A 22,700-nucleotide genomic window follows, 5' to 3' on the forward strand; every position below is an offset into this window, starting at 1 on the left:
TGCTCTTGCACATGCGCTATAAAATGCTGACCGCGCAACTATGGGCACGCTTCAGGTAAACACGACAAAACATCAATGGCTGCAAACTGATATTTACCGGGCAGTCACTCATCATTTAAAAACCGTCTTCTAATGGCGGCGAATCAGTTGATCCTATAAAGGTAGATCAACGCTTTAAATTCTCTGGTGATTATCTACGCCAATCAGTGGTCTGCTTGATGCAAATAGCCCAATCTTTCAATTACCGACTCTATTAAACTGTCATCCCTTAAAATACTAGAAATTTTATCGACTCTATTCCATGATTACCGACTCTATTAATGCATACCACACTATTATCCAGGCAGTCATCATCGATCTGGACGGAACCATGTTAGACACCGCTCCCGATTTTTTAGTGGCCATCAACCGCATGCGCGACGAATTTGCGCTGGCCGCGATTGAGCTCGCCACTATTAAGCAGTTTGTCGGCAAAGGCTCTGAAAACCTGATCGAACGGGTATTAGCACTCGATTTTTCGGCAGAACAGATAACGCAACACTTCGACGCTGCGATGGCATCCTATCAGCGTCACTATCTCAGCATCAATGGCGATTTCAGCACGCTCTACCCGGATGTCATAACGGGATTGCAAGCCATGCAGGCAAGCGGCTTACGCCTGGCCTGCGTCACCAATAAGCCGCTCGCCTTTGCACTGCCGCTGATGGAGAAGAAAGGGCTGTCTGCGTATTTTGAGGTGGTATATGGCGGCGACTCGTTTAGCCGTAAGAAACCCGACCCGATAGCCTTGCTGCAAGTGTGTGCCGATTTTGATTTAGCTCCGGCCAAGGTGCTGGCAATAGGTGACTCATCGAATGATGCGCAGGCTGCCAGAGCGGCGCACTGCCCGGTGTTGTTAGTGCCCTACGGCTACAATCACGGCGAGGCTATACAAACTGTCGAAAGCGATGGTATAGTTGCTTCCTTGTTAGAAGCAGCACGTTTAATCAGACGCTGATAGGCGCGATGATTTCTCTCTGTTTTTACCTATAGATTACAAATTACAAACTAGTACTTACCCTCCACTAGCAAACTTACGTTCAATATCCCAGAATGTTCTCCGATAAAAAACATCCCGCAATGATACCAGGCACGTTTGAGGCCTGGCTTTGGCGACGCTGGCATAACTGATACTTTGCCAGGCAGATTACGCACATCCTCGCGCTAGTTTGCATGTTTTTTTACCCTGTCTTACCCGTATAAGCTGGAACCTGAATGTACAGGTTCCGTTTCCATGACGGCTGAAAGCACACAATGACCGAACTCGAATTTAAATCGCTGGCCGCGCAAGGCTACAACCGTATCCCCATGATCGCGGAAGCCTTAGCCGATCTGGAAACGCCACTGACCCTGTATCTAAAACTGGCGCAAAACCAGAACGGCGGCAAAAATAGCTTCTTGCTAGAATCGGTGATGGGAGGCGAACGCTTCGGCCGCTACTCGTTTATCGGCTTGCCAGCCCACACCCTGATGCGCAGCTACGGCATGCGTACCGCGGTCGTGAAGCATGGCGTCGTGACCGAAACGGTGGAAGGCAATCCGCTCGATTTCATCGCTGAATTTCAGTCGCGCTTCAAGGTTGCCTTGCGCCCGGGTTTGCCGCGCTTTTGCGGCGGCCTGGCCGGCTATTTTGGCTACGATGCGGTACGTTATGTAGAAAAGCGCTTGGCCAATAGCGCCCCCAAAGATGATTTGGGTCTGCCCGATATTCAATTACTGCTGACCGAAGAGTTAGCGGTGATCGACAATGTTTCCGGCAAACTGTATCTAATCGTATATGCCGACACTACTCAGCCAGAAGCCTGGTCGAAAGCACGCCAGCGCCTCAAAGAATTACGCAGCATGCTGCGCCGTAGCGTCGATGCGCCGGTGACTTCGGCCTCGGTACGTACCGACAGCATCCGCGATTTTAACAAAACCGATTATCTGGACGCCGTCGCCAAAGCCAAGGAATACATCATGGCAGGTGACTTGATGCAGGTGCAAATTGGTCAACGCATCAAGAAACCTTATGTCGATTCGCCTCTGTCTTTGTATCGCGCCTTACGCTCACTGAATCCTTCGCCTTACATGTATTTCTACAATTTTGGCGATATGCAAATCATCGGTGCCTCACCGGAAATTTTAGTGCGCAACGAAACGCTCAATGATGGTAACAAGAAGGTCACGATACGTCCGCTGGCCGGCACCCGCCCACGCGGCGCCACACCGGAAAGCGATGCGCAATTAGCAGTCGAACTATTGGCTGATCCTAAAGAAATCGCCGAACACGTGATGCTGATCGATCTGGCGCGCAACGACATCGGCCGCATCGCCCAGACCGGTAGCGTCAAGGTGACCGATCAGATGGTGATAGAAAAATACTCGCACGTACAGCATATCGTCTCTAACGTCGAAGGCATCTTGCAGCCGAATTTATCCAATCTCGACGTACTCAAAGCGACCTTCCCGGCCGGCACTTTGTCCGGTGCGCCGAAAGTGCGTGCGATGGAACTGATTGATCAACTCGAGCCGACCAAGCGCGGCATCTATGGCGGTGCCTGTGGCTATTTGTCGTTTGGCGGCGAAATGGATCTGGCGATTGCAATACGCACCGGTGTACTCAAAGACGGCATGTTGTATGTACAGGCCGCAGCGGGCATCGTGGCCGACTCTGTGCCTGAAATGGAATGGCAAGAAACCGAAAACAAGGCGCGCGCGGTATTGCGGGCAGCGGAACAAGTGCAAGATGGCCTGGATGGGGAGATTTAAATGTTATTAATGATAGACAACTACGATTCCTTCACTTACAACCTGGTGCAGTATTTTGCCGAGTTGGGTGAGGATGTACGTACCTACCGCAACGATGAGATCACGCTCGATGAAATCGCCGCCTTAAAGCCCGATCACATCTGCATCTCGCCTGGCCCTTGCACGCCGTTGGAAGCGGGGATTTCGGTGCCGGTGCTCAAGCGTTTTTCTGGCGAGATTCCGATTTTAGGCGTCTGCCTAGGGCACCAGAGTATCGCTGCTGCCTTCGGCGGCAAAGTCATACGGGCCAAGCAAGTCATGCATGGAAAAACTTCACCGATCGCGCATACCGGGGTCGGCGTTTTCAAAGACTTGCCTAGTCCTTATATCGTTACCCGTTATCACTCTCTGGCGATAGAACGCTCCAGCTTGCCCGATTGCCTGGAAGTGACGGCCTGGACCGAGGACGGCGAAATCATGGGTGTGCGGCATAAAACTTTCAATTTGCAGGGTGTGCAATTTCACCCTGAATCGATATTGTCTGAACATGGGCATGCCTTGCTCAAGAACTTTTTGACCGGAAAATAATCATGACCATCTCTCAGCAAGAAGCCCTGTCGCGCCTGATCGAACATCGCGAAATATTTCACGATGAAATGCTGTCGCTGTTTCGCAAGATCATGGGCGGAGAAATGTCGCCAGTGATGATCGCCGCCCTCACCGTCGGTTTGCGCGTCAAGAAAGAAAGCATAGGCGAGATCACGGCCGCCGCTCAAGTCATGCGTGAACTATCGACCAAGGTGCCAATGGCTAACACCACCAACCTGATCGACATCGTCGGCACTGGTGGTGACGGTGCGCATACGTTTAATATTTCTACCGCCTCGATGTTTGTCACCGCAGCCGCCGGCGCACGGGTCGCCAAACATGGTGGTCGCAGCGTTTCATCATCGTCTGGTAGCGCCGATGTGCTGGAATCACTGGGTGTCAACATCAACCTCAAGCCAGAGCAAATCGCCCAGTCGATTGCCCAAACTGGCATAGGTTTCATGTTCGCACCTAATCATCACGCCGCTATGAAACATGCGGCACCAGTGCGTAAAGAGCTAGGCGTGCGCACCATCTTTAATATTCTGGGACCTTTGACCAATCCGGCTGGCGCACCGAATATTTTGATGGGAGTGTTCCATCCGGATTTAGTCGGTATTCAGGTACGTGTATTACAAAGGCTGGGCGCGCAACATGCGCTGGTGGTCTGGGGTCGTGACAACATGGACGAAGTCTCGCTAGGCGCGCCGACCATGGTGGGCGAACTAGTGAACGGCGAAATCCGCGAATACGATATCCACCCTGAAGATTTTGGCCTACAAATGGTCTCGAACCGCAACCTGAAAGTATCTGGCGCGGAAGAGTCGAAACAAAAAATTCTCGACGTGATGAATAATGTTGCCGGTCCCGCCACCGACATTGTCAGTCTCAACGCAGGTGCGGCACTGTATGGCGCAGGCGTTGCCAGCTCGATTGCCGACGGCGTTAAAAAAGCGCAAGCGGCGATCAGCTCCGGCGCGGCACTGGCCAAGCTGGAACAGTTCATCCTGGTCACTCAGCAATTAGGGAAATAGACGATGTCCGATATTCTGAATAAAATTCTCGAGGTCAAAAAAGACGAAGTTGCAGCCGCAAAAAAATACCAGTCATATAGCAGCCTGCGCAGCGAAGTCGAAGGCAACCGCGAAGCGCAACTAAGCATACGGGGTTTTGAAACCAGCTTGCGCAGTAAAATTGCGGCAGGCCAGGCCGCGGTGATTGCCGAAATCAAAAAAGCCTCGCCCTCCAAAGGCATCTTGCGCGCCGATTTCCGTCCTGCCGAGATCGCCGCCAGCTATGCGCAACATGGTGCCGCTTGCCTCTCGGTGCTGACCGATGTGCAGTTCTTCCAGGGCGCGCCCGAGTATCTGCAACAGGCGCGTGCAGCTTGCGACATCCCGGCCTTACGCAAGGATTTCATGATCGATCCTTACCAGATCTATCAGGCACGTAACTGGGGAGCGGATGCGATTTTGCTGATCGTAGCGGCCTTGGATCACGGCTTGATGGCCGAACTGGAAGCCTGCGCCCACGAGCTAGGCATGAGCGTGCTGGTCGAAGTGCATAACGCAGCTGAGCTGGACGCCGCCTTGAAACTCAAGACTGCCTTATTGGGTATCAATAACCGCAACCTGCGCACGTTTGAGGTGACGCTCGATACCACCCTAGGTCTGCTGCCACGCATCCCTAGCGAGAAACTGGTGATTACCGAATCGGGCATTATGGGCGTGGACGACGTCACGCGCATGCGCGCAGCCAATGTACACGGCTTCCTGGTCGGTGAGGCGTTCATGCGCGCCGAAAACCCAGGCATGGAAATGCAGAAGCTATTTTTCTAATATTTCAAAATAGCATGCGCAATGTTTATGCGGGTTTACAGAGCTTTTCGTGCTGTAGGCCGCATGGATATTGCGTAAGGGGTTTTGAAATTTTTAAAATATGAGAAACAAAAAGCTTTTTGCCGCATAGGCGCAGAGTACGCCGAGAAATCTCGATTATTCGCCTGGAAGATCTGCGGCTAAGACCTTCTTTCCGAAATTAGGCAATTTTGAAAACCAAACACGCAATGTTTATGCGCCTCTCAGGCCATTTCTCTGCCAGCAGCCGCATTAACATTGCGTGTTGTGTTTTAAGATTTTAAACGCCAGCCTTGCGTGACTTCTTACTCACGACCAGTGATGGTCGCAGCGCCAGCAGCGGGGCTTTCGATTTTTCTGTCAGCGTCAATTTCAACGCAGGTACATCGTCGCTTTGCAAAGTCGCTTGCAGTGTCAGCAATTCATCGCGGCGGAAGGCGTGGATTTGCACAGTCTCACCCACCGTATAGCGTCCCACCGCAGTGGCCAAACCATCGCGCGCATCGACGGCAGTGACGCGCAAGCCGTTGATCGCAATGAGCATATCGCCGGCCGACAAACCAGCCTGATGGGCGGCACGGCTTTCAAAAACGTTCGCCAGTTTACAATCGGCACCGTCTTTGACTACTCGCACACCCAGACTGGCCTTGCCGGTCTTGCCAGTATTGCGCTCATCCTTGATCGTCACACCAAACTCGGCATACAGTTTAGCCAACGGAATATCTTCGGTACCGCGCACATATTTATCCACGAAGCGCTGAGTTTTCACGCCCGTCGCTTGCTCTATCAGGGACACAATTTCATCTTCGGCCAAACCTTGCTGCTGACCGCTTAAGGCTAACTGGTAAAAGTCACGGCCGTATTGCTGCCACAGTGCGCGCATCACATCGTCCAGAGATTTTTCACCGGCGGTCTCGGCCCGGATAGTCAGATCCAGCGCCAGCGCTACCAGCGAACCCTTGGTGTAATAACTGACGATGGCATTCGGAGAATTCTCATCCTGGCGATAATATTTAGTCCAGGCGTCGAAGCTAGACTCGGCCACGCTTTGCTTATTCCGACCCGTGCCACGCAGTACGCCGTTAACGGTTTTCGAGAGCAAGCTAAAATAACTAGACTCGGCTATCAGGCCAGATCTGACTAACATTAAGTCATCGTAATAACTGGTAAACCCTTCGAACAGCCACAGCAGGCTGGTGTAATTTTCCTGACTTAAATCGTAATGCGCAAAGGCGGCCGGCTTGATGCGCTTGACGTTCCACGTGTGAAAATATTCATGGCTGCACAAACCTAAAAAGCTGCGATAGCCATCGCTCATCTCACTCTGATGTTTGAGCGGCATATCGTTGCGATTGCAGATCAGGGCGGTCGATGCTCTATGCTCGAGGCCGCCATAGCCGTCGCCGACCACCATCGTCAGGAACACATAACGATCCATAGGCGCCCGTTTGCTGGCTGGCTCGAAGAAAGCGATCTGGCTCTCGCAGATTTTTTTCAGGTCGGCAACGATGCGCTCCATGTCCAGATTAGGGACGCGGCCACTGACCACAAAATCATGCGGGACGCCGTGCGCCTCAAATGTCGCTAATACGAAGTCACCCATCTCTACCGGATGATCGATCAGGGCATCATAATTTTCCGCGATGTAAGTGCCGAAGCCGTAACGCTTAGCTTTTAGCTCTGGCAAACTAGTGGCGACGCGCCAGCTCTTGCAGGCAACATCTAAAGGGCGTTGAATATCCACCACATGCGAGGCCATCTCTTGGCCTAGCACCTGCAAAAAGACGCTGGTGCCATTAAAAAAAGCATGGCTTTGATCCAGATGCGCGGTGCGTACCGACAAATCCCAGGCATACACTTCGTAGCTAATACTTAAAGCGCCTTGGCAGGGCGCAGCTTGCCAACTGTGTTTATCGAGTTTGTTTAGCTTGACGCGCTTACCCTCGCAACTAGCACTGATACTGACGATGTTGCGGGCAAATTCACGCACCATGTAGCTACCCGGTATCCAGGCTGGCAAACACAAGTTTTGCCCGGCCGGATCGGGCTGGCTGATCTGCAGCGTCACCTGAAACAGATGGCCTGCTAAATCTTTAGGGACGATACTGTAGTGAATACTGTGCTGACCTGGTTTGACGGCCGCGACCCGCACAGTTTTTTTAGAAGCTGCTTTGGAGATGATTTTCATGCTCTTGTCTCGTTTTTATTTTGTTTGTTTTAATTGTTGAGCTGCTTAACTACTTGGCGCAAGACTATGCGCCCAGCACGCCTCAATTTGAGACCTGAGGTTTTCGCCTAAGTTCTGCGCTCACTGATATTTTTAAGCACGTACATTCGCAGCAATGAAAGTCAGCGCCAGCGCAGACACCACCACGCGAGTCAGACGCAGGCGCAGCACCAGAAACCAGGCCGGCAACTCATAACGCGCATACAGACGCTTATCGACCTGATAGGCAATCACGAAACCTAAAATCTGCACCAGAAAACCTATCCCCATACTGATCATGGTCATCGAGCACCAAGCGATGATGCTGGGTGTAACGCCCCACAACAGGCTTTGCTTGATTTCACCGGCCGGACGCGGCCCCGACAGCAAAGCCAGACCCCAGTGCAAGCCACCCAAAAACGACAGGATAGCAATGCCGTATGAGAGTTGGCCTTTAATGAAATAACCCAGCCAATCGGGGTGCACGATCCAGCATGCGAGCGTCAAAAATACGAAGGGAACCAGGCCGAAAAAGCCCAGACGATTGGCCAGCTGCTGATCAAGTTGATTCATAAGAGAGTAAGCGCGTACACAAATTTACAAAACCGCTATTTTAAGAGGAAACGCCTGAATTAGATATTCATGCTGGCGATTAAATCTTGCGGCAGGTCGATATCTTGAAATATCCCGGCATCATTCACCGCCACCTCGGACACCGGATAAATTTTTAGCAAGCTGCGCGCGCCCTGATCACCACGCAAGGCCAGCAATTGCGGTAGATATTCCCGCGAAAAGCCAACCGGATTGCCACGTCGTCCCTGATACACAGGCACGGCTATCCCAGCGCCACTCTGCATGGTGCGCACTAAGGCGGCGATGGTCTCGGTGTTAACATAGGGCATATCGGCCAGGGCGATGATCCAGCCAGCGCAATCCGCAGGCGAGTGTATTAAGCCACACTGCAAAGAATGAGACATTCCTTGCGATGAGACAGCGCTTGGTGGCGAGCAAACACAGATATCACAACCCAACTCAGCCAGTTGTGTTGCCAATGCTGGCGTATGCTCGGCGACCACCGCCACACTACGCGATAAGACGGCGAGTAGGTGCTTAGCACTACTGGCAGCCACCGTAATGCCCGATGGCAGCGCTTGCATTAGCTTATTGCTTTGGCCGCTGGCATCAAAACGTCGTCCGCTGCCAGCTGCCAGCAAGATCCCACACCATAAATTGTTCGCACGCATCACGTCAGCGAACGAGGGCGTTTATTTCAACGAGGCGAATTTGGTTTCTAGCGCCTTCACATCAACCGCACCTGGCAAACGTGATCCATCGGTGAAGATAATAGTAGGCGTACCGGTGACGCGCAGTTTTTTACCCAAAGCCAAAATTTTATCGTTAGGCATAGAGCAATTACCGATGGCAGTCGGTGCCGCTTTACCATTCAACATCCAGTCATCCCAGGCCTTGTTCTTATCTGTAGAGCACCAAATATTTTTCGATTTAACCAAAGAGTCTTCCGACAAAATATTGTAGACGAAGGTGTACACAGTCAGATTTTCTACGCCTTGCAAGGTCTTGCGAAAACGCTTGCAATAGCCGCAGTTAGGATCTTCAAAAATCGCGATGACGCGCTTGCCGTTACCAGTCACGCTTTTTAATGCGATGTCCAAAGGTAAATCAGAAAACTTCACTTTACTTAATTCATCAGTACGTAGCTTGGTTAGATCGGTAGAAGTCTGCGCATCGATCACATTACCCAAGAATAAGTATTGAGCCTTCTCATCTGTATATAAGACATCGCTGCCAACCCGCACCTCATATAAACCGGCATACGGGGTTTTGGTCACTGAATCAACTTTAGTACCTTCGCCCAGGCGAGGCTCCACCAATTTTTTTACCGCCGCTTCCTGAGGCGTCTGCGCCAATACCAGAGAAGTAGCCAGCAAGCCTAGCGCGGCCGAGATGTTTTTAAGTGTCATACGTTTCATGGTTTTCCTAGATAAATGGGGCCTGGCACTGAGTCGGCTTATTTGCCCATGGCTTGCGAGATCAGTTTTCTTTTTAAGACAGGCAGACGATTAAGTAAGTTCATTCCCAAACTACGGGCAAGACGAAGCGGTGCCAAATCGCTGCCAAACAAGCGGGCCAGACCATCGGTAGTCATCTGCATCAAAGCCACCTCTTCACGTCTGGCTCTGCTATAGCGACTGAGCACACGGGCATCGCCGCAATCCCGGTGCGACTCACGTGCGGTAATCTGACTAAGTAAACTAGTGACATCGCCAAAACCGAGATTCATACCATGTCCCGCCAGCGGATGGACCACATGCGCAGCATCACCGATCAGGGCAACCCGCGGCGCTATCATCGCATGCGGGCGCAATAGTTGTAAGGGAAAGGCCTTTATCGACTCCGGCTGCAAGGGAGTCAACGCGCCCAAAGCATCTGCGCAATACACCGACAAACGTTGCGCCAGACTAGTCAAGGGCTCGCGCAATAAATCCGCAGCCAATGCATCTGGAGCAGACCACACCAGTGACACCTGATTACCCGGCAAAGGCAGCAGCGCGATAATGCCCAAATTTTCGACGAACCACTGATGCGCCACGCCCTGATGCGGTTTTTCGCAAGCAAAATTAGTCACCACGCCACGCTGCCCGTAAGAGCGATAATCGAGCCCTATATCGCATTGACCACGCAACCAGGATTGTGCGCCGTCAGCACCTATCATCAATGAAGCCGACAAAGTATCGCCGCTTTCCAATGTGACCGTGGCCTGAGTATCAGCGACCTCGAAGCGCACAGCCCGCCCTTGAACTTGCGTCAAATTCTGGGCAAATTTCAACGCAGTATCGAGCGCCTGATTTAAATTGCGGTCTTCCACGATCCAGGCCAACTCATCGATATGCGCGCCGTACGCATCAAAATCGAGCTGCGCAGCACTCGACTCGCGCGCATCGATCACCTGCATCGCGCTAACCGGTGCGACCCGCGCCAGATCCATCGCATCCCACACTTTTAAGCTAGTCAATAAATCGTGCGCCACATGATTTAAGGCAAACACCCGCACATCCCAGCTAGACGCATCACTTATCGGCGCTACAGTGACTGGCGCACCTAATAAACAAACCCGCAAACCAGCCTGCGACAAGCCTAAAGCCGCCGCCTTACCCACCGCGCCATTGCCGACGATGCAAACATCACTGTGATTATTTTGTGTAGCCATGATTATTTAAATCTGCAATAAGGATGGGCCATTATACGGCAGCGCCAGCAGCACCAGATTTAGCATCCTAGCGCACAGCGTTTTGCCAATTTTTCAGGTCAAGTAGCGAAAACATTTGCATTTTACCGAATACTTCACTATAATTCTTCGTCTTGGCCTGGTAGCTCAGTCGGTAGAGCAGAGGATTGAAAATCCTTGTGTCGGTGGTTCGATTCCGCCCCGGGCCACCAAGAACTAGTAGTAGAAAAAATGCCTGCACGTTTATTCATGCAGGCATTTTTTTCGTCTAAATTTTTTGATACAGCGACAGAGCGTACACTGCCGATTAATACACAGCACCACGCGCACATCATACTTATTTGATATTTGTCATGTCTGCGTCATATAGATTGTGTATCATCTTTTCATCTGCTGTACATGCAACCGATATGCATGACGGTAGCCAGGTGTGTTTTGCGCGATTTACATCGCACAAACTCGCCGTCCAAATTCTCTTTTAGATTCGCCCATGATTGGACATGCCATCATGGGCGAACTAGTTTTTATCACGTCAGTCTCCTTTTTTTGCTTAAGAGCATGATAAAACATCTTAAAACTGCGATTTTATTTCCACACGGATATTGTCTATTTGCACGTTCTAACACTCACTGCTTCTTTCTTTTGCATTCTTGCTCATCAATTGGTACGATTGCCCTTTTCGCGCTATCTGCTCCGTTTTTTGGAAATAGATTTGTATTAACTTTGTTTCATTTTTTCATTTCGCCATTTATGCAAAACAGTCAGACGCGCAAATCCGTAGAAATAAAGATAGCCACAGTTGTAGCAGTAGCAATTATTCTGACCAAGGCGACGATCCCAGAACTTGAACTGGCATTAAAGGACATCACGGCCGGCACTCCAGATTTCTTTGAGGACGAATTTGCCATCCTCGATATCGAGGCCGTCTCACAAGAAAAATTTGACTGGCCCAAGGTATGCGCCCTGTTCAAGTCCTTTGGCTTGAATGTTGTTGCAGTGCGCAATGCACGCCCGGAAGACCAAGCGAATATACGCGGGTACGGCCTGATCATCGATGCAGTCAGCAAGTTGCGCAACGAAGAAGCGCCGCTGCCCACAGCGAAAGAAGAACCCAAACCTAGCGCGCCCACCCTGGCTCCCCAACTCCAGATAAGTAATGTAGCGGCAATGGTGATCGATACTCCGGTACGTGCCGGTCAGCGCATTTATGCGCGCGGTGCCGATCTGATTATTACCGCTGCGGTGAACAATGGCGCAGAAGTAATTGCCGATGGCAGTATCCATATTTATGCGCCTTTACGTGGCCGCGCCTTAGCTGGTGCGAGTGGCAACACCAATGCACGTATTTACGCACTGACGATGGAGCCGGAACTGGTATCGATAGCCGGGATTTACCGCACCTTCGAGAACGGTTTCCCTGAGCTTCCGGCACAACATCCGGTACAAATCAAGCTAATTGGTGACAGTATTGAAGTATCATCCATGAAATCAGCAGCTTAAGTATTTATTAGGTTCTCAGTAATCCCAATTCCTGGTATTTCCAGCACAGCTAAAGGAGCTCTTTGTGGCAAGAATTATCGTTGTAACGTCCGGTAAAGGCGGAGTGGGGAAAACCACTTCTAGCGCGAGTTTTTCTTCAGGCCTGGCGATGCGCGGCCACAAGACAGCCGTACTAGATTTTGACGTCGGTCTGCGCAATCTCGATTTGATCATGGGCTGTGAGCGCCGTGTGGTGTATGACCTGGTCAACGTCATCAGTGGTGAAGCAACCCTGAATCAGGCGCTGATTAAAGACAAACATTGCGATAACTTATTTATTCTGCCAGCGTCGCAGACGCGTGACAAAGACGCACTGACAGAAGAAGGTGTGGAGCGCGTACTCAATGATCTGATCAAAATGGATTTTGAATACATCGTTTGCGATTCACCGGCAGGTATCGAGCGCGGTGCCGTGATGGCATTGACCTTTGCCGACGAGGCCATCGTGGTAACCAATCCAGAGGTGTCTTCAGTGCGCGATTCAGACCGCATCCTGGGCATCATTCAGGCCAAATCGAAACGCGCCCAAGCGGGTGGCGAACCAGTCAAAGAGCATCTGCTGATTACCCGCTACTCGCCAAAACGCGTAGAGGCTGGCGAGATGCTGTCTTACACTGATGTTCAAGAAATTTTGCGAATTCCGCTGATCGGGGTGATACCTGAATCAGAAGCGGTACTGCACGCATCCAACCATGGCAATCCAGCTATTCACATGAAGGGCACAGACGTCTCTGACGCCTATGAAGACGTGGTGTCACGCTTCCTGGGTGAAGAAATACCTCTGCGCTTTGTCGCCTACGAAAAGCCGGGATTGCTGCAACGAATTTTCGGAGGTAAGTAAGATGGCATTGCTCTCTTTTTTGTTTGCACCTAAACCAAAAAGTGCGAATGCGGCAAAAGAACGTCTGCAAATTATCATCGCCCGCGAACGTACCGGGCGCGATGGTTACGATTTTTTACCCGCTTTGCGCGAAGAATTGATTGCTGTTATTGCAAAATATACCAAGGTCAATCCTGATGACATCAAGGTTTCTCTGGATAAACAGGGCAATCTGGAAGTCTTGGACGTCAATGTTATTTTGCCTGACGTAGAACTGCGTAGCTAAAGTGTTGAGGCAGAAGCTGGGTCCCAGCTCTGACTCCTCAATGTAATATGACAACAAGATTAGTCAGTGCCTCCTGCAAAAACTGCGTGAGCACTGTTATACCAGGCTATTTACTCTCGCTTACGCAGCGATGTACAGAGAACGCTGGTAAATATCGCAAAACCAACGCAGATTCACTTTCTTAATCAGCATCTACCCGAGTCCCCTTATGCGTATCGCCATTCTTGATGATGACAATAGTATATTAGAATTGGCTTGTACAATTTTGACAGCAGCAGGCCACGTCTGCCACCCTTTCACCAGCGGCAAAGAAATGCTGCATCAGTTACGGCGGGAGAGTTTTGATCTGCTGATACTCGACTGGCAAGTACCCGACTTAAGCGGTACCGAAGTTTTGCATTGGGTCAGAGAGAAGCTGTCGCCAACATTGCCGGTGCTGTTTATGACTAGCCGCTCGGGCGAAGACGACATCATTGCCGGCTTGGCCGCAGGCGCGGATGACTATATGATCAAGCCGATACGACGTGGCGAACTGGTGGCACGCGTGCATGCTCTGTTACGCCGCGCCTATCCGACGCAAAACGCGGCAGAAATCGTGCAATTCGGTATTTATCAATTTGAAACCCGCGCCAGCCGCGTAAGTGTCAACGATGAGCCGGTAGAGATGACGCAAAAAGAGTTCGATCTGGCTTTGCTCTTATTTAATAATCTCGGTCGTCCTTTGTCACGCGCTTATATTTTAGAGGCGGTCTGGTCACGTGATATCGATATCCCCTCACGTACTATGGATACCCATATTTCACGGGTACGTAGCAAACTCAATCTGCGTCCCGAAAACGGCTATCGCCTGGCTCCAGTGTACAGCTATGGGTATCGCCTAGAGCAAGTCGTTGCAGAGTAAATTTTCTGCATGACGATCGTAGAAACAAGCCTGTTACGCGGGCTGCTAGCCCAGTCAATTTTTTGGAAGTCCGCATGAGCCTCGCCTTATCATCTCGATTGTCATTAGGTTTTTTTTCTGCATCCATCGCATTATTTCTCAGTGTCTGCGCCAACACTGAAGCCGCTAAAATCAGCGGGGAACCTGGCAGTATCAGCAATACGCCGCCCGACATGACCTATTTCGCATTGGATGGCGACACTTTAAGCAGCATCGCCAAACGCTACACCGACAATGCCAGCAATGCGACTTTGCTAGGTAAGCGTAACAAAATAGCCAATGACCGAGCCATCCCTATAGGTTCTGCCATCTTAATTCCGCTAGAGCTGTTACCAGAAGAAGCAAGCCAGGCCAAGGTGGTGGCCCTTGCCGGGCAGGTCTCGAGTAAAAATAAGAATGGCACAGAAGCACCGCTTGCCTTGGGTGATGTGCTAAGCGAAAGTAGTGTGATCACCACCAGTAAAAATGGCTTCTTGAGCCTGGCATTACCGGATGAATCGCGCATCTCTATCCCCTCAAATAGCCAGGTGTTATTAGCCAAGCTGAGAATGGCCAAATACACGAAAAGCCCGCGCACCGAAGTGCGCTTGCAGCAAGGTCGCGTGGAGTCAAGAGTTTCCACACTGGTGAGCAATAAGGGACGTTTCGAAGTCACTTCACCGCTGGCGATTGCCGGCGTACGTGGCACTCACTTTCGGGTTGGCATCAACGACAACGGTATCGCCAGTGAAGTTCTGTCCGGCGCTGTTGCAGTCGGCAAAACAGAAAAACCAAACGCCTTATTGCTAGCAAGCGGTCAGGGTAATATCATCAACCAGACGGGACTAGGAAAAGCGGTCGCTTTGTTACCGGCTCCGACACTAGAGAACGGCTACCAGTTACAAGAAAAGCCTACCGTACAATTAGCTGTCAGCAAAATGGAAATGGCGCACGGTTATAGGATGCAAATCGCAACCGATGCGCAAGCACAAAACATCATAGCCGAGGGCCGTGTCGTCGATACCGCTTACAAAGTCGATGGCCTGATGGATGGCAATTACTTTAGCCGCGTAACCGCCTTCGATGCAGCCGGGCTTGAAGGCTTACCTAATATCTTCCCGTTCACTCTCAAGGCGCGTCCAGAACCTCCGTTCACGGTGGCACCAAAAGCAAAACTGCGGGCCGAGACTGTAAATTTTTCCTGGACCGAAGCCAGCGATGCGCTGGGCTATCACCTGCAAGTTGCTAGCGATGCGGAGTTTAAACAGATCTTGATCGATCAAAGCGAGATCAAGGCGAGCCAATACACAGCCAGCACATTAAAACATGGCAGCTATTTCTGGCGCATCGCAAGCTTGGCGCAAAAAAATGGCAAGCTAGACCAAGGCCCCTACAGCGATACCCAGACCTTTAGCTACATGCCAGCGCAAGCGATGAATGCCGTCACAGATACCGGCGCCAATGCACTGTCCCTAAACTGGCCTTCTGAGCCAGGTCAAAATTTTCTGCTCGAAATCGCTAGCGATGCCAGCTTCAGTGTCCTGTATTTATCGCAGCAGTTGAGCCAGCCAGAAATCAGCATTCCTCGCCCCCCATCCGGTCTGTATTTTATCCGCGTCAAGGCGACCGATGCCGATGGATATGTCGGCGCTTTTTCGGCGACGCAAAAAGTCGAAATTTTTACGCGCTGGGTAAGCGGTAACGGTGAGCCCATTGATATTGGCGGCGCTGTAGCAAGACCGAATTTTTAATCGATCACTTCATGAGCAGCACGGCAAGCAACGTAAGCACAGAAAATAGCAACGCAGCATCGAGGCGACTTGCTTTACGCGAGTGGATCTTCATCAGTGTCGTCTTGCTGCTCTTGATTACTGGTTTGCAGTGGAGCAAAACACTAGGCACTTTAGATCAAAGTCTATACGATAGATTCATGCGCCTGAACCCGCATCCGGCGCGCGATGACATCATCATTGTCGCGATTGATGACTATAGCTTGGCCGAACTGGGCAAGTGGCCATGGCCACGGCTACGACATGCCGAACTACTCAAGCAACTCAACGCCGCCAATCCGGCCGCCATCGGTCTCGATATTCTATTCTCCGAATCCGAAAATCTATCCTCGGATGGCTTACAAAATGGCGACGTCAGTCTGGCCGCGGCAATTGCCGCTAGCAATAAAGTGGTGCTGCCACTGGTCTCAACTAGCGCCGGTCAAGGTCTGAGTGCCGCTCAGCCACTACCCATATTGAGCAAAGCAGCACGACAACTGGCACACATCCATCTTGAGCTGGATAAAGACGGGATGGCGCGCAGTGTCTTTTTGCAAGAAGGCATGCACGGCGTATGGTGGCCGCATTTTGCACTAGCGATGCGCGACATTGCCAATCCTTTGGCAGCAGAGGCCACTGCCACGGCTTCGCTGCCTGGCCAGCGTTTATCAGATTCAGATCGAAGCAGCCCCCTGAGCGATGCCTGGCAACGCGATTACCAGATGCATATTCCGTATTACGGCAGTAGCGGTCACTTTACTTCTGTGCCTTATGTGACGGTATTACGAGGCGAAGTTCCTGCCGATTTTTTTCGGAATAAATACATACTGATAGGTTCCAGCGCGGTTGGCATGGCAGATTCCTTTAGCACCCCGGTATCGGCCAACGAAGGTGCCATCTCAGGGATAGAAATCAATGCCAATATCCTTGCCAGTTTGCTCGACCAACGCGCCATCGCTTTGGCGCCACTCTGGCAAACCCTGCTGTATGCACTCATACCAGTAGCTCTGGCCTTACTAGGATATTTATTTGCTTCACCGCGCCGCGCATTGAGCCTGACGGCTGGTCTATTCTTGTTAGTCTTGCTTAGCAGTTTTATCGCGCTGCGTCTGGGTTACTGGCTGCCACCATCCAGCGCCTTGTGCGGCTTGCTGCTGGCTTATCCGCTTTGGAGCTGGCGCCGTCTGGAAGCGGCGATACGCTATCTGGGCGAAGAGTTTATCCTGCTCGATCAGGAGCCGCATTTACTCCCGGAATTGAAAATTGATGCAGCCAACGATCCCGATGACACTCAGCCATCCTTAACCGCGCCGCTACAAGATAGCCTAGAGCAGAGCATACAGGCGATGCGCAATGCTGCGCGCCGGGTAAGAGACTTACGCCAGTTTGTCAGCGACAGCTTAAATAGTTTGCCGGACGCCACCATCGTTACCACCGTAGACGGCAATATCCTGCTCTCGAACCCGGCCGCCATGCTGTATTTTGCCAGCATAGGCCAGCCCAAGATACAAGACGCCATGCTGCCGTATTTATTTAGCAAAATGAGTACTCCGGCTGCCATGGAAGAGACCCCGAATATAGTTTTTAGCTGGTGGAATTTAATCGATCTGCAACACCAGAGCAGCATGAGCAAAGGGGTAGAGATTGTTGATACTAAAGAACGTGATCTCTTGATTAAGAGCGCGCCCTGCTATACCGGCCAGCGTGAATTAAGCGGTTGGATTATCAGTCTGATCGACATCTCGGCGATCCGCGCCGCCGAGCGCAGTCGCGATGAGACGCTGCACTTTATCTCGCATGACATGCGGGCACCGCAAGCCTCTATCCTGGCGCTACTGGAATTGCAGCACGATCCGCAAACCGCTTTGCCGCAAGCAGATTTCTTAAACCGCATAGAAAAAGCCTCGCGTATCACCTTGGGTCTGGCGGATAATTTCGTGCAACTGGCGCGTGCCGAAGCCCAGGATTACCGCTTAGAAGACATGGATTTTCAAGATGTGCTGATCGACGCCTGCGATGAGATGTGGAGTCTGGCAAAAGAGAAAAATATACGCATCCATACCCAGATCCCTGAGGCCAACTATCCGGTGCGTATCGATCGTAGCCTGATGACGCGGGTGCTGACCAATTTACTCTCAAATGCGATCAAATATAGTCCTAGCGACACCAGCATTACTTGCTCTTTGAATTATCAAACCGGCATGATCGATGCGCATGTCATTTGCACCGTAGCCGATCAGGGTTACGGAATCGCACGCACCGATCAAAGTCGGTTATTTCAACGGTTTCAGCGCTTTAAGCACAAAGAACAGCCGAAAAATGATGGTGTCGGCCTGGGTATGGTGTTTATCAAAAAGGTCATGGATAGGCATCATGGGCAGATAGATTTCCAGAGCGTACCCGGTGAAGGCAGCACTTTTGTCTTAAAATTGCCGGCTTTTAGCATTTGATCACCCTTGATCTTGCGCAAGTCTTACTTTTTGCCGGAATCCAGGGCCTGGCTAGGCTGTATAATGCAGGCTGATATACATTCTCAAGTCTATGCAACTACTTGCCGTTGGCCTCAATCACACGACTGCACCGCTGTCTTTACGCGAAAAAGTCGCCTTCTCACCTGATCAGATAGGTCAGGCGGTTGTGGCTGCACGCTCCTGGTTTGGCCGCGTTGACAGCAGTACCAACAATCATTTTGGGCCGGAAGCGGCGATTTTATCGACCTGCAACCGTACCGAATTGTATGCCGTCAGCGGGGTAGAGAACTCCATTGATGCTACAGCGCATTTTTTGGCGGATTTCCACAAGCTGCCCTACTCAGAACTTCGTCACCATCTGTACACGCTGCCGCAAGACAATGCGGTAAGACACGCTTTCCGTGTCGCCTCCGGATTAGATTCTATGGTCCTGGGCGAGCCGCAGATTCTGGGCCAGATGAAAGATGCAGTACGTCAGGCCGATGCCGCTGGCGGCCTGGGCACTTATCTGCACCAGTTATTCCAACGCACCTTCGCGGTCGCCAAAGAAGTGCGCAGCACCACCGAGATCGGTGCGCATAGCGTCTCTATGGCAGCGGCGGCAGTGCGTTTATCGCAACGCATTTTTGACAAAATTTCAGAACAGCACGTGCTGTTTATCGGCGCCGGCGAAATGATAGAGCTGTGCGCTACCCATTTTGCTGCGCAAAACCCCAAAAGCCTGACGATTGCGAATCGTACTTTAGAGCGCGGCGAAGCGCTGGCGCATCGCTTCGATGGCAAGGCAATCCGTCTGGCAGAACTGCCACAATGCCTGCACCAGTTCGACATCATCGTCTCTTGCACCGCATCGTCGCTGCCCATCATCGGTCTCGGTCTGGTTGAACGCGCCGTCAAAACGCGTCGCCATCGCCCCATTTTCATGGTCGATCTGGCGGTGCCGCGCGATATAGAACCAGAAGTGGCACAACTAGGTGACGTCTACTTGTACACCGTTGACGATCTCGGCAGCGTGGTGCAAACCGGCATGGAAAACCGCCAGGCTGCGGTAGCGCAAGCCGAAGCCATCATAGAAACCCGCGTGCAATCCTTCATGCATTGGGTGGATGGTCGCGTGATGGTGCCAGTGATCCAGGATTTGCATGAAAACAGCGAAGCCATGCGCCTGCTAGAGCTGGAACGGGCGCGCAAGATGTTGGCGCGCGGCGACGATATCGATGCCGTACTTGAGGCACTCTCCAAAGGCATCACCGCCAAATTTTTGCACGGCCCGCAGCAAGCCTTACGCCAAGCCAGCGGCGATGAACGCGCCCGCCTGGCAACTTTATTACCGCAACTGTTCCGCACCAGGCGTTAGCTAGCCTGAGCTTGCCGCCACATCTGGCGCCCTATTGCCGCAGGCCGCCGTTGACTTATCTGAGCAGCCAGTCTGCCATCACTCAATACCGCAACAATCTCAGTAGCAGCCATACGCAAAGCGATTTGCCCATGGCTACTGCCGACAATTACAAGTACAAGGTCATCACATGAAACCATCTATGCTTTCCAAACTCGATCAATTGGCCGAGCGCCTGGTCGAAGTCAGCCAATTGCTGATGCAAGAAGACGTCACCAAGGATATGGACAATTATCGCAAACTCACGCGCGAAAATGCCGAACTCGAACCGCTGGTGGCGCTGTATCAAAACTACCAGCAAGCGCAGGCCGACATAGCTTCGGCGCAAGAGATGCTGGCCGATCCTGAGATGAAAGAGTTCGCGCAAGAAGAGATCAACGATGCCAAACAGCGCATGGAAGATTTGCAAGTCGATCTGCAAAAAATGCTATTGCCGAAAGACCCTAACGACGAACGCAATATTTTGCTAGAGATACGTGCCGGTACCGGTGGCGACGAGGCCGCCTTGTTTGCCGGCGACTTGCTGCGCATGTACACCCGCTTTGCCGAACGCAACCGCTGGCAGATAGAAATGATGTCGGAGTCGCCGTCTGAACTGGGTGGCTATAAAGAGGCGATCGTGCGTATCGCCGGCCCCGGCGCTTACTCCAAACTCAAATTTGAATCGGGCGGCCATCGCGTGCAACGCGTGCCGACTACCGAGACTCAGGGCCGCATCCACACCTCGGCCTGTACCGTAGCGGTGATGCCGGAAGCCGATGAACTGGCCGACGTCATCATCAATAACTCGGATTTGCGTATCGATACCTTCCGCGCCTCCGGTGCCGGTGGTCAACATATTAACAAAACCGATTCAGCGGTACGCCTCACCCATATCCCGACCGGCATCGTGGTCGAATGTCAGGATGGTCGTAGCCAGCATCAAAATAAAGCACAAGCAATGCGCGTGCTGGCCACCCGCATCATGGATGGCCAAATGCGTGAGAAGCAAGCCAAGGAAGCGGCCACCCGTAAGAGCCTGATCGGTTCGGGCGACCGCAGCGAGCGTATCCGCACCTATAACTTCCCGCAGGGACGCATGACCGATCACCGCATCAACCTGACTTTATACAAACTCGATTTCATCATGGATGGTGAACTTTCCGATCTGACTAACGCGCTGGTGGCCGAACATCAGGCCGAATTACTGGCAGCTCTGGCGGACGATAATAATTAAGTAATATTGACGATTATTGGGGAGTATGTAAAATTCAAACGCCATTGCGCATATAGAACGTGCGCAATGGCGTTGGCATATCTGATACTAGGGGTCAGTATATGCGGCGTTCCGGGGACTATTTAGCGCCGTATTGTTAAAAAGCATGTGGAACCAAAAACATTTTCTAGTATCATAAGCAAGATAGCTAAGAGAGCAGCCACACGCGACTGCCCCGTCTAGCCGCAAATCAATTCTATTGGCAGCCCATGAACCGTACAAAAATTGCTCTTATCACCACCGCCCTCCTTTGCCTGGGACTGCTGCTGGTCGCCCTGTATTTGCAGCTGGTCGAAAAAATGCTGCCTTGCCCATATTGTGTCTTACAGCGCTACGCCTTCATCGCGATCGGTCTAAGCTGTCTGATCGCGCTAGCCTTACCGCGGGCGGTTAGACGTCTAGGTTTCGCTCTCGGTTTTGGCTCAGCGTTATTCGGCATAGGCGCCGCCGCCAAACACGTCTGGATACTCTTTAATCCTGAAGTATCTTGCGGCATGGACCCTCTGGAAACCGGCCTGAATAAAATCATCTTGGCCGACGTATTGCCAGTATTACTCAAGGCCGACGGCCTGTGCGACACACCTTACCCCCCCATCTTCGGTCTCTCTATCCCGGCCTGGGCCTTGATCTGGTTCCTGATTTTTGCGCTGGTACTCGGGGTACTGCTGTTCAGCAAAAAGAAAGCGCGTGAACTGTTCGGCAAAGGGCATTGATGCCGAGCATGCCGAATATACTGAGTTGGCTGCAAGCAGGTGCAACAATCGCGCAATGTCAGTCTGACTCGCCCTTAGAATTATTGGAAACCCGCATGCTCTTGATGCATGCGCTAGGCTTGAGCCGGGTGCAATTGATTACCCGCTCCGAAACAATGCTCAGCAGCGAGCAGGCACAGCAACTCTATGCCCTGATTGCGCGTCGCGTGCAGGGCGAACCTATGGCCTACATCCTCGGTCAACGTGAATTTTTTGGCCTGGATTTTTATGTCACGCCCGATGTGTTGATCCCGCGGCCCGATACTGAGTTATTGGTAGAACTGGCCTTGCAGTATGCACCCAAGGCCAGCCGCCTGCTCGATCTGGGCACAGGCTCAGGCGCAATCGCCATCAGCGTGGCGCAACAACGACCCGATTTAGAAGTCACTGCGCTCGACATCAGTCCGGCCGCACTGGCCATCGCCGCCAAAAATGCGGCACGCCATCTAGCGCCCGCTACCCTGCAATTATTTCAGAGCGACTGGTATAGCGCACTCACGGTGAGCCCCACAAGCCGCTTTACCACCATCGTCAGCAACCCGCCCTACATCGTGAAAGACGACCAGCATCTGAGCCAAGGCGACCTGCGCTTTGAACCTATCGATGCATTGACCGATCATGCCGATGGCCTAAGCGCCTATCGCCGCATCATAGATGGTGCACCCAGCTATCTGGACGACGACGGCTGGCTACTGATGGAGCATGGCTACCACCAGGCCGAACAAGTACAAACCTTACTGAGCGCAGCAGGATTTAGCGAAGTGCAGAGCTGGCCCGATCTGGCGGGCATCTTGCGCGTGAGCGGTGGCAAAAAATAAACAGGAGAG

20 protein-coding genes and 1 tRNA gene are annotated in these 22,700 nt (G+C 51.9%); 16 read left to right on the forward strand and 5 right to left on the reverse strand.

From position 1 onward, the window contains the following. Positions 1-301: 301 nt before the first annotated feature. The 5 genes from ACO0K8_RS08780 (at position 302) to trpC (ending at position 5,195) form a co-directional block, all read left to right on the forward strand. Complete coding sequence (locus tag ACO0K8_RS08780) at positions 302-997, forward strand: phosphoglycolate phosphatase (RefSeq protein ID WP_422946282.1); 696 nt, start codon at positions 302-304, stop codon at positions 995-997. A 296-nt stretch (positions 998-1,293) separates the two neighbouring features. Next, entirely contained in the window at positions 1,294-2,790 is a 1,497-nt protein-coding gene (gene trpE, locus ACO0K8_RS08785) for an anthranilate synthase component I (protein WP_422946283.1), read from the forward strand. Continuing rightward, positions 2,791-3,357, forward strand: coding sequence for an anthranilate synthase component II (locus tag ACO0K8_RS08790; protein ID WP_422946284.1), 567 nt, complete (start codon positions 2,791-2,793; stop codon positions 3,355-3,357). 2 nt (positions 3,358-3,359) lie between these two features. Further along, positions 3,360-4,391, forward strand: coding sequence for an anthranilate phosphoribosyltransferase (gene trpD, locus ACO0K8_RS08795; RefSeq protein WP_422946285.1), 1,032 nt, complete (start codon positions 3,360-3,362; stop codon positions 4,389-4,391). A gap of 3 nt (positions 4,392-4,394) precedes the next feature. Beyond that, positions 4,395-5,195: an indole-3-glycerol phosphate synthase TrpC gene (gene trpC, locus ACO0K8_RS08800; RefSeq protein ID WP_422946286.1), complete on the forward strand. Its 801-nt coding sequence runs from the start codon at positions 4,395-4,397 to the stop codon at positions 5,193-5,195. 298 nt (positions 5,196-5,493) lie between these two features. On the opposite strand, the gene ACO0K8_RS08805 is transcribed toward trpC, so the two are convergent. From ACO0K8_RS08805 to ACO0K8_RS08825, 5 genes are all read right to left on the reverse strand, one after another. After that, positions 5,494-7,401 (reverse strand): M61 family metallopeptidase, encoded by a 1,908-nt coding sequence (locus ACO0K8_RS08805; RefSeq protein WP_422946287.1) that lies wholly within the window; start codon positions 7,399-7,401, stop codon positions 5,494-5,496. A 132-nt stretch (positions 7,402-7,533) separates the two neighbouring features. Further along, the gene (locus ACO0K8_RS08810; protein ID WP_422946288.1) at positions 7,534-7,992 is read right to left on the reverse strand and encodes a DUF3429 domain-containing protein; all 459 of its coding nucleotides are present in this window, start codon (positions 7,990-7,992) and stop codon (positions 7,534-7,536) included. 59 nt (positions 7,993-8,051) lie between these two features. After that, positions 8,052-8,663 carry a nucleotidyltransferase family protein gene (locus tag ACO0K8_RS08815; protein WP_422946289.1) on the reverse strand — a complete coding sequence of 204 codons (612 nt, stop codon included), beginning with the start codon at positions 8,661-8,663 and terminating at the stop codon, positions 8,052-8,054. 21 nt (positions 8,664-8,684) lie between these two features. Next, positions 8,685-9,401: a DsbC family protein gene (locus tag ACO0K8_RS08820; protein ID WP_422946625.1), complete on the reverse strand. Its 717-nt coding sequence runs from the start codon at positions 9,399-9,401 to the stop codon at positions 8,685-8,687. 47 nt (positions 9,402-9,448) lie between these two features. Then, positions 9,449-10,648 (reverse strand): FAD-dependent monooxygenase, encoded by a 1,200-nt coding sequence (locus ACO0K8_RS08825; protein ID WP_422946290.1) that lies wholly within the window; start codon positions 10,646-10,648, stop codon positions 9,449-9,451. 154 nt (positions 10,649-10,802) lie between these two features. Here ACO0K8_RS08825 and ACO0K8_RS08830 point away from each other — a divergent pair. From ACO0K8_RS08830 to prmC, 11 genes are all read left to right on the forward strand, one after another. Next, positions 10,803-10,878, forward strand: a tRNA-Phe gene (locus ACO0K8_RS08830). 538 nt (positions 10,879-11,416) lie between these two features. Continuing rightward, a complete protein-coding gene (gene minC / locus ACO0K8_RS08835) occupies positions 11,417-12,166 on the forward strand; it encodes a septum site-determining protein MinC (protein WP_422946291.1) in 750 nt (249 codons plus the stop codon). A 64-nt stretch (positions 12,167-12,230) separates the two neighbouring features. Beyond that, on the forward strand, positions 12,231-13,046 hold the full coding sequence (minD, locus tag ACO0K8_RS08840; protein WP_126128106.1) for a septum site-determining protein MinD: 816 nt from the start codon (positions 12,231-12,233) through the stop codon (positions 13,044-13,046). 1 nt (position 13,047) lies between these two features. Continuing rightward, entirely contained in the window at positions 13,048-13,311 is a 264-nt protein-coding gene (gene minE, locus ACO0K8_RS08845) for a cell division topological specificity factor MinE (protein WP_422946292.1), read from the forward strand. Between the two features lie 208 nt (positions 13,312-13,519). Then, positions 13,520-14,212 carry a response regulator transcription factor gene (locus ACO0K8_RS08850; protein ID WP_422946293.1) on the forward strand — a complete coding sequence of 231 codons (693 nt, stop codon included), beginning with the start codon at positions 13,520-13,522 and terminating at the stop codon, positions 14,210-14,212. A 74-nt stretch (positions 14,213-14,286) separates the two neighbouring features. Then, positions 14,287-15,981, forward strand: a complete 1,695-nt coding sequence (locus ACO0K8_RS08855; RefSeq protein WP_422946294.1) for a FecR domain-containing protein — start codon at positions 14,287-14,289, stop codon at positions 15,979-15,981. Between the two features lie 11 nt (positions 15,982-15,992). Beyond that, a complete protein-coding gene (locus ACO0K8_RS08860; protein WP_422946295.1) occupies positions 15,993-18,449 on the forward strand; it encodes a CHASE2 domain-containing protein in 2,457 nt (818 codons plus the stop codon). A gap of 91 nt (positions 18,450-18,540) precedes the next feature. Continuing rightward, on the forward strand, positions 18,541-19,827 hold the full coding sequence (gene hemA / locus ACO0K8_RS08865) for a glutamyl-tRNA reductase (RefSeq protein WP_422946296.1): 1,287 nt from the start codon (positions 18,541-18,543) through the stop codon (positions 19,825-19,827). Between the two features lie 169 nt (positions 19,828-19,996). Further along, positions 19,997-21,082: a peptide chain release factor 1 gene (prfA, locus tag ACO0K8_RS08870; RefSeq protein ID WP_126128100.1), complete on the forward strand. Its 1,086-nt coding sequence runs from the start codon at positions 19,997-19,999 to the stop codon at positions 21,080-21,082. A 248-nt stretch (positions 21,083-21,330) separates the two neighbouring features. Beyond that, on the forward strand, positions 21,331-21,834 hold the full coding sequence (locus ACO0K8_RS08875) for a disulfide bond formation protein B (RefSeq protein ID WP_422946297.1): 504 nt from the start codon (positions 21,331-21,333) through the stop codon (positions 21,832-21,834). Positions 21,835-21,842: 8 nt separating this feature from the next. Further along, positions 21,843-22,691 carry a peptide chain release factor N(5)-glutamine methyltransferase gene (gene prmC / locus ACO0K8_RS08880; RefSeq protein WP_422946298.1) on the forward strand — a complete coding sequence of 283 codons (849 nt, stop codon included), beginning with the start codon at positions 21,843-21,845 and terminating at the stop codon, positions 22,689-22,691. The last annotated feature ends 9 nt before the right edge of the window (positions 22,692-22,700 follow it).

Source organism: Undibacterium sp. Ren11W, from assembly GCF_049340485.1.
In the GTDB taxonomy this organism is placed as follows: Bacteria; Pseudomonadota; Gammaproteobacteria; order Burkholderiales; family Burkholderiaceae_D; genus Undibacterium.

What these genes read in the sequence shown, in the direction of transcription:
- ACO0K8_RS08780 (WP_422946282.1), top strand. Translation starts at nt 302, where the DNA reads ATGATTACCGACTCTATTAATGCATACCACACTATTATCCAGGCAGTC.
- trpE (WP_422946283.1), top strand. Translation starts at nt 1,294, where the DNA reads ATGACCGAACTCGAATTTAAATCGCTGGCCGCGCAAGGCTACAACCGT.
- ACO0K8_RS08790 (WP_422946284.1), top strand. Translation starts at nt 2,791, where the DNA reads ATGTTATTAATGATAGACAACTACGATTCCTTCACTTACAACCTGGTG.
- trpD (WP_422946285.1), top strand. Translation starts at nt 3,360, where the DNA reads ATGACCATCTCTCAGCAAGAAGCCCTGTCGCGCCTGATCGAACATCGC.
- trpC (WP_422946286.1), top strand. Translation starts at nt 4,395, where the DNA reads ATGTCCGATATTCTGAATAAAATTCTCGAGGTCAAAAAAGACGAAGTT.
- ACO0K8_RS08805 (WP_422946287.1), bottom strand. Translation starts at nt 7,401, where the DNA reads ATGAAAATCATCTCCAAAGCAGCTTCTAAAAAAACTGTGCGGGTCGCG.
- ACO0K8_RS08810 (WP_422946288.1), bottom strand. Translation starts at nt 7,992, where the DNA reads ATGAATCAACTTGATCAGCAGCTGGCCAATCGTCTGGGCTTTTTCGGC.
- ACO0K8_RS08815 (WP_422946289.1), bottom strand. Translation starts at nt 8,663, where the DNA reads ATGCGTGCGAACAATTTATGGTGTGGGATCTTGCTGGCAGCTGGCAGC.
- ACO0K8_RS08820 (WP_422946625.1), bottom strand. Translation starts at nt 9,401, where the DNA reads ATGACACTTAAAAACATCTCGGCCGCGCTAGGCTTGCTGGCTACTTCT.
- ACO0K8_RS08825 (WP_422946290.1), bottom strand. Translation starts at nt 10,648, where the DNA reads ATGGCTACACAAAATAATCACAGTGATGTTTGCATCGTCGGCAATGGC.
- minC (WP_422946291.1), top strand. Translation starts at nt 11,417, where the DNA reads ATGCAAAACAGTCAGACGCGCAAATCCGTAGAAATAAAGATAGCCACA.
- minE (WP_422946292.1), top strand. Translation starts at nt 13,048, where the DNA reads ATGGCATTGCTCTCTTTTTTGTTTGCACCTAAACCAAAAAGTGCGAAT.
- ACO0K8_RS08850 (WP_422946293.1), top strand. Translation starts at nt 13,520, where the DNA reads ATGCGTATCGCCATTCTTGATGATGACAATAGTATATTAGAATTGGCT.
- ACO0K8_RS08855 (WP_422946294.1), top strand. Translation starts at nt 14,287, where the DNA reads ATGAGCCTCGCCTTATCATCTCGATTGTCATTAGGTTTTTTTTCTGCA.
- ACO0K8_RS08860 (WP_422946295.1), top strand. Translation starts at nt 15,993, where the DNA reads ATGAGCAGCACGGCAAGCAACGTAAGCACAGAAAATAGCAACGCAGCA.
- hemA (WP_422946296.1), top strand. Translation starts at nt 18,541, where the DNA reads ATGCAACTACTTGCCGTTGGCCTCAATCACACGACTGCACCGCTGTCT.
- prfA (WP_126128100.1), top strand. Translation starts at nt 19,997, where the DNA reads ATGAAACCATCTATGCTTTCCAAACTCGATCAATTGGCCGAGCGCCTG.
- ACO0K8_RS08875 (WP_422946297.1), top strand. Translation starts at nt 21,331, where the DNA reads ATGAACCGTACAAAAATTGCTCTTATCACCACCGCCCTCCTTTGCCTG.
- prmC (WP_422946298.1), top strand. Translation starts at nt 21,843, where the DNA reads ATGCCGAATATACTGAGTTGGCTGCAAGCAGGTGCAACAATCGCGCAA.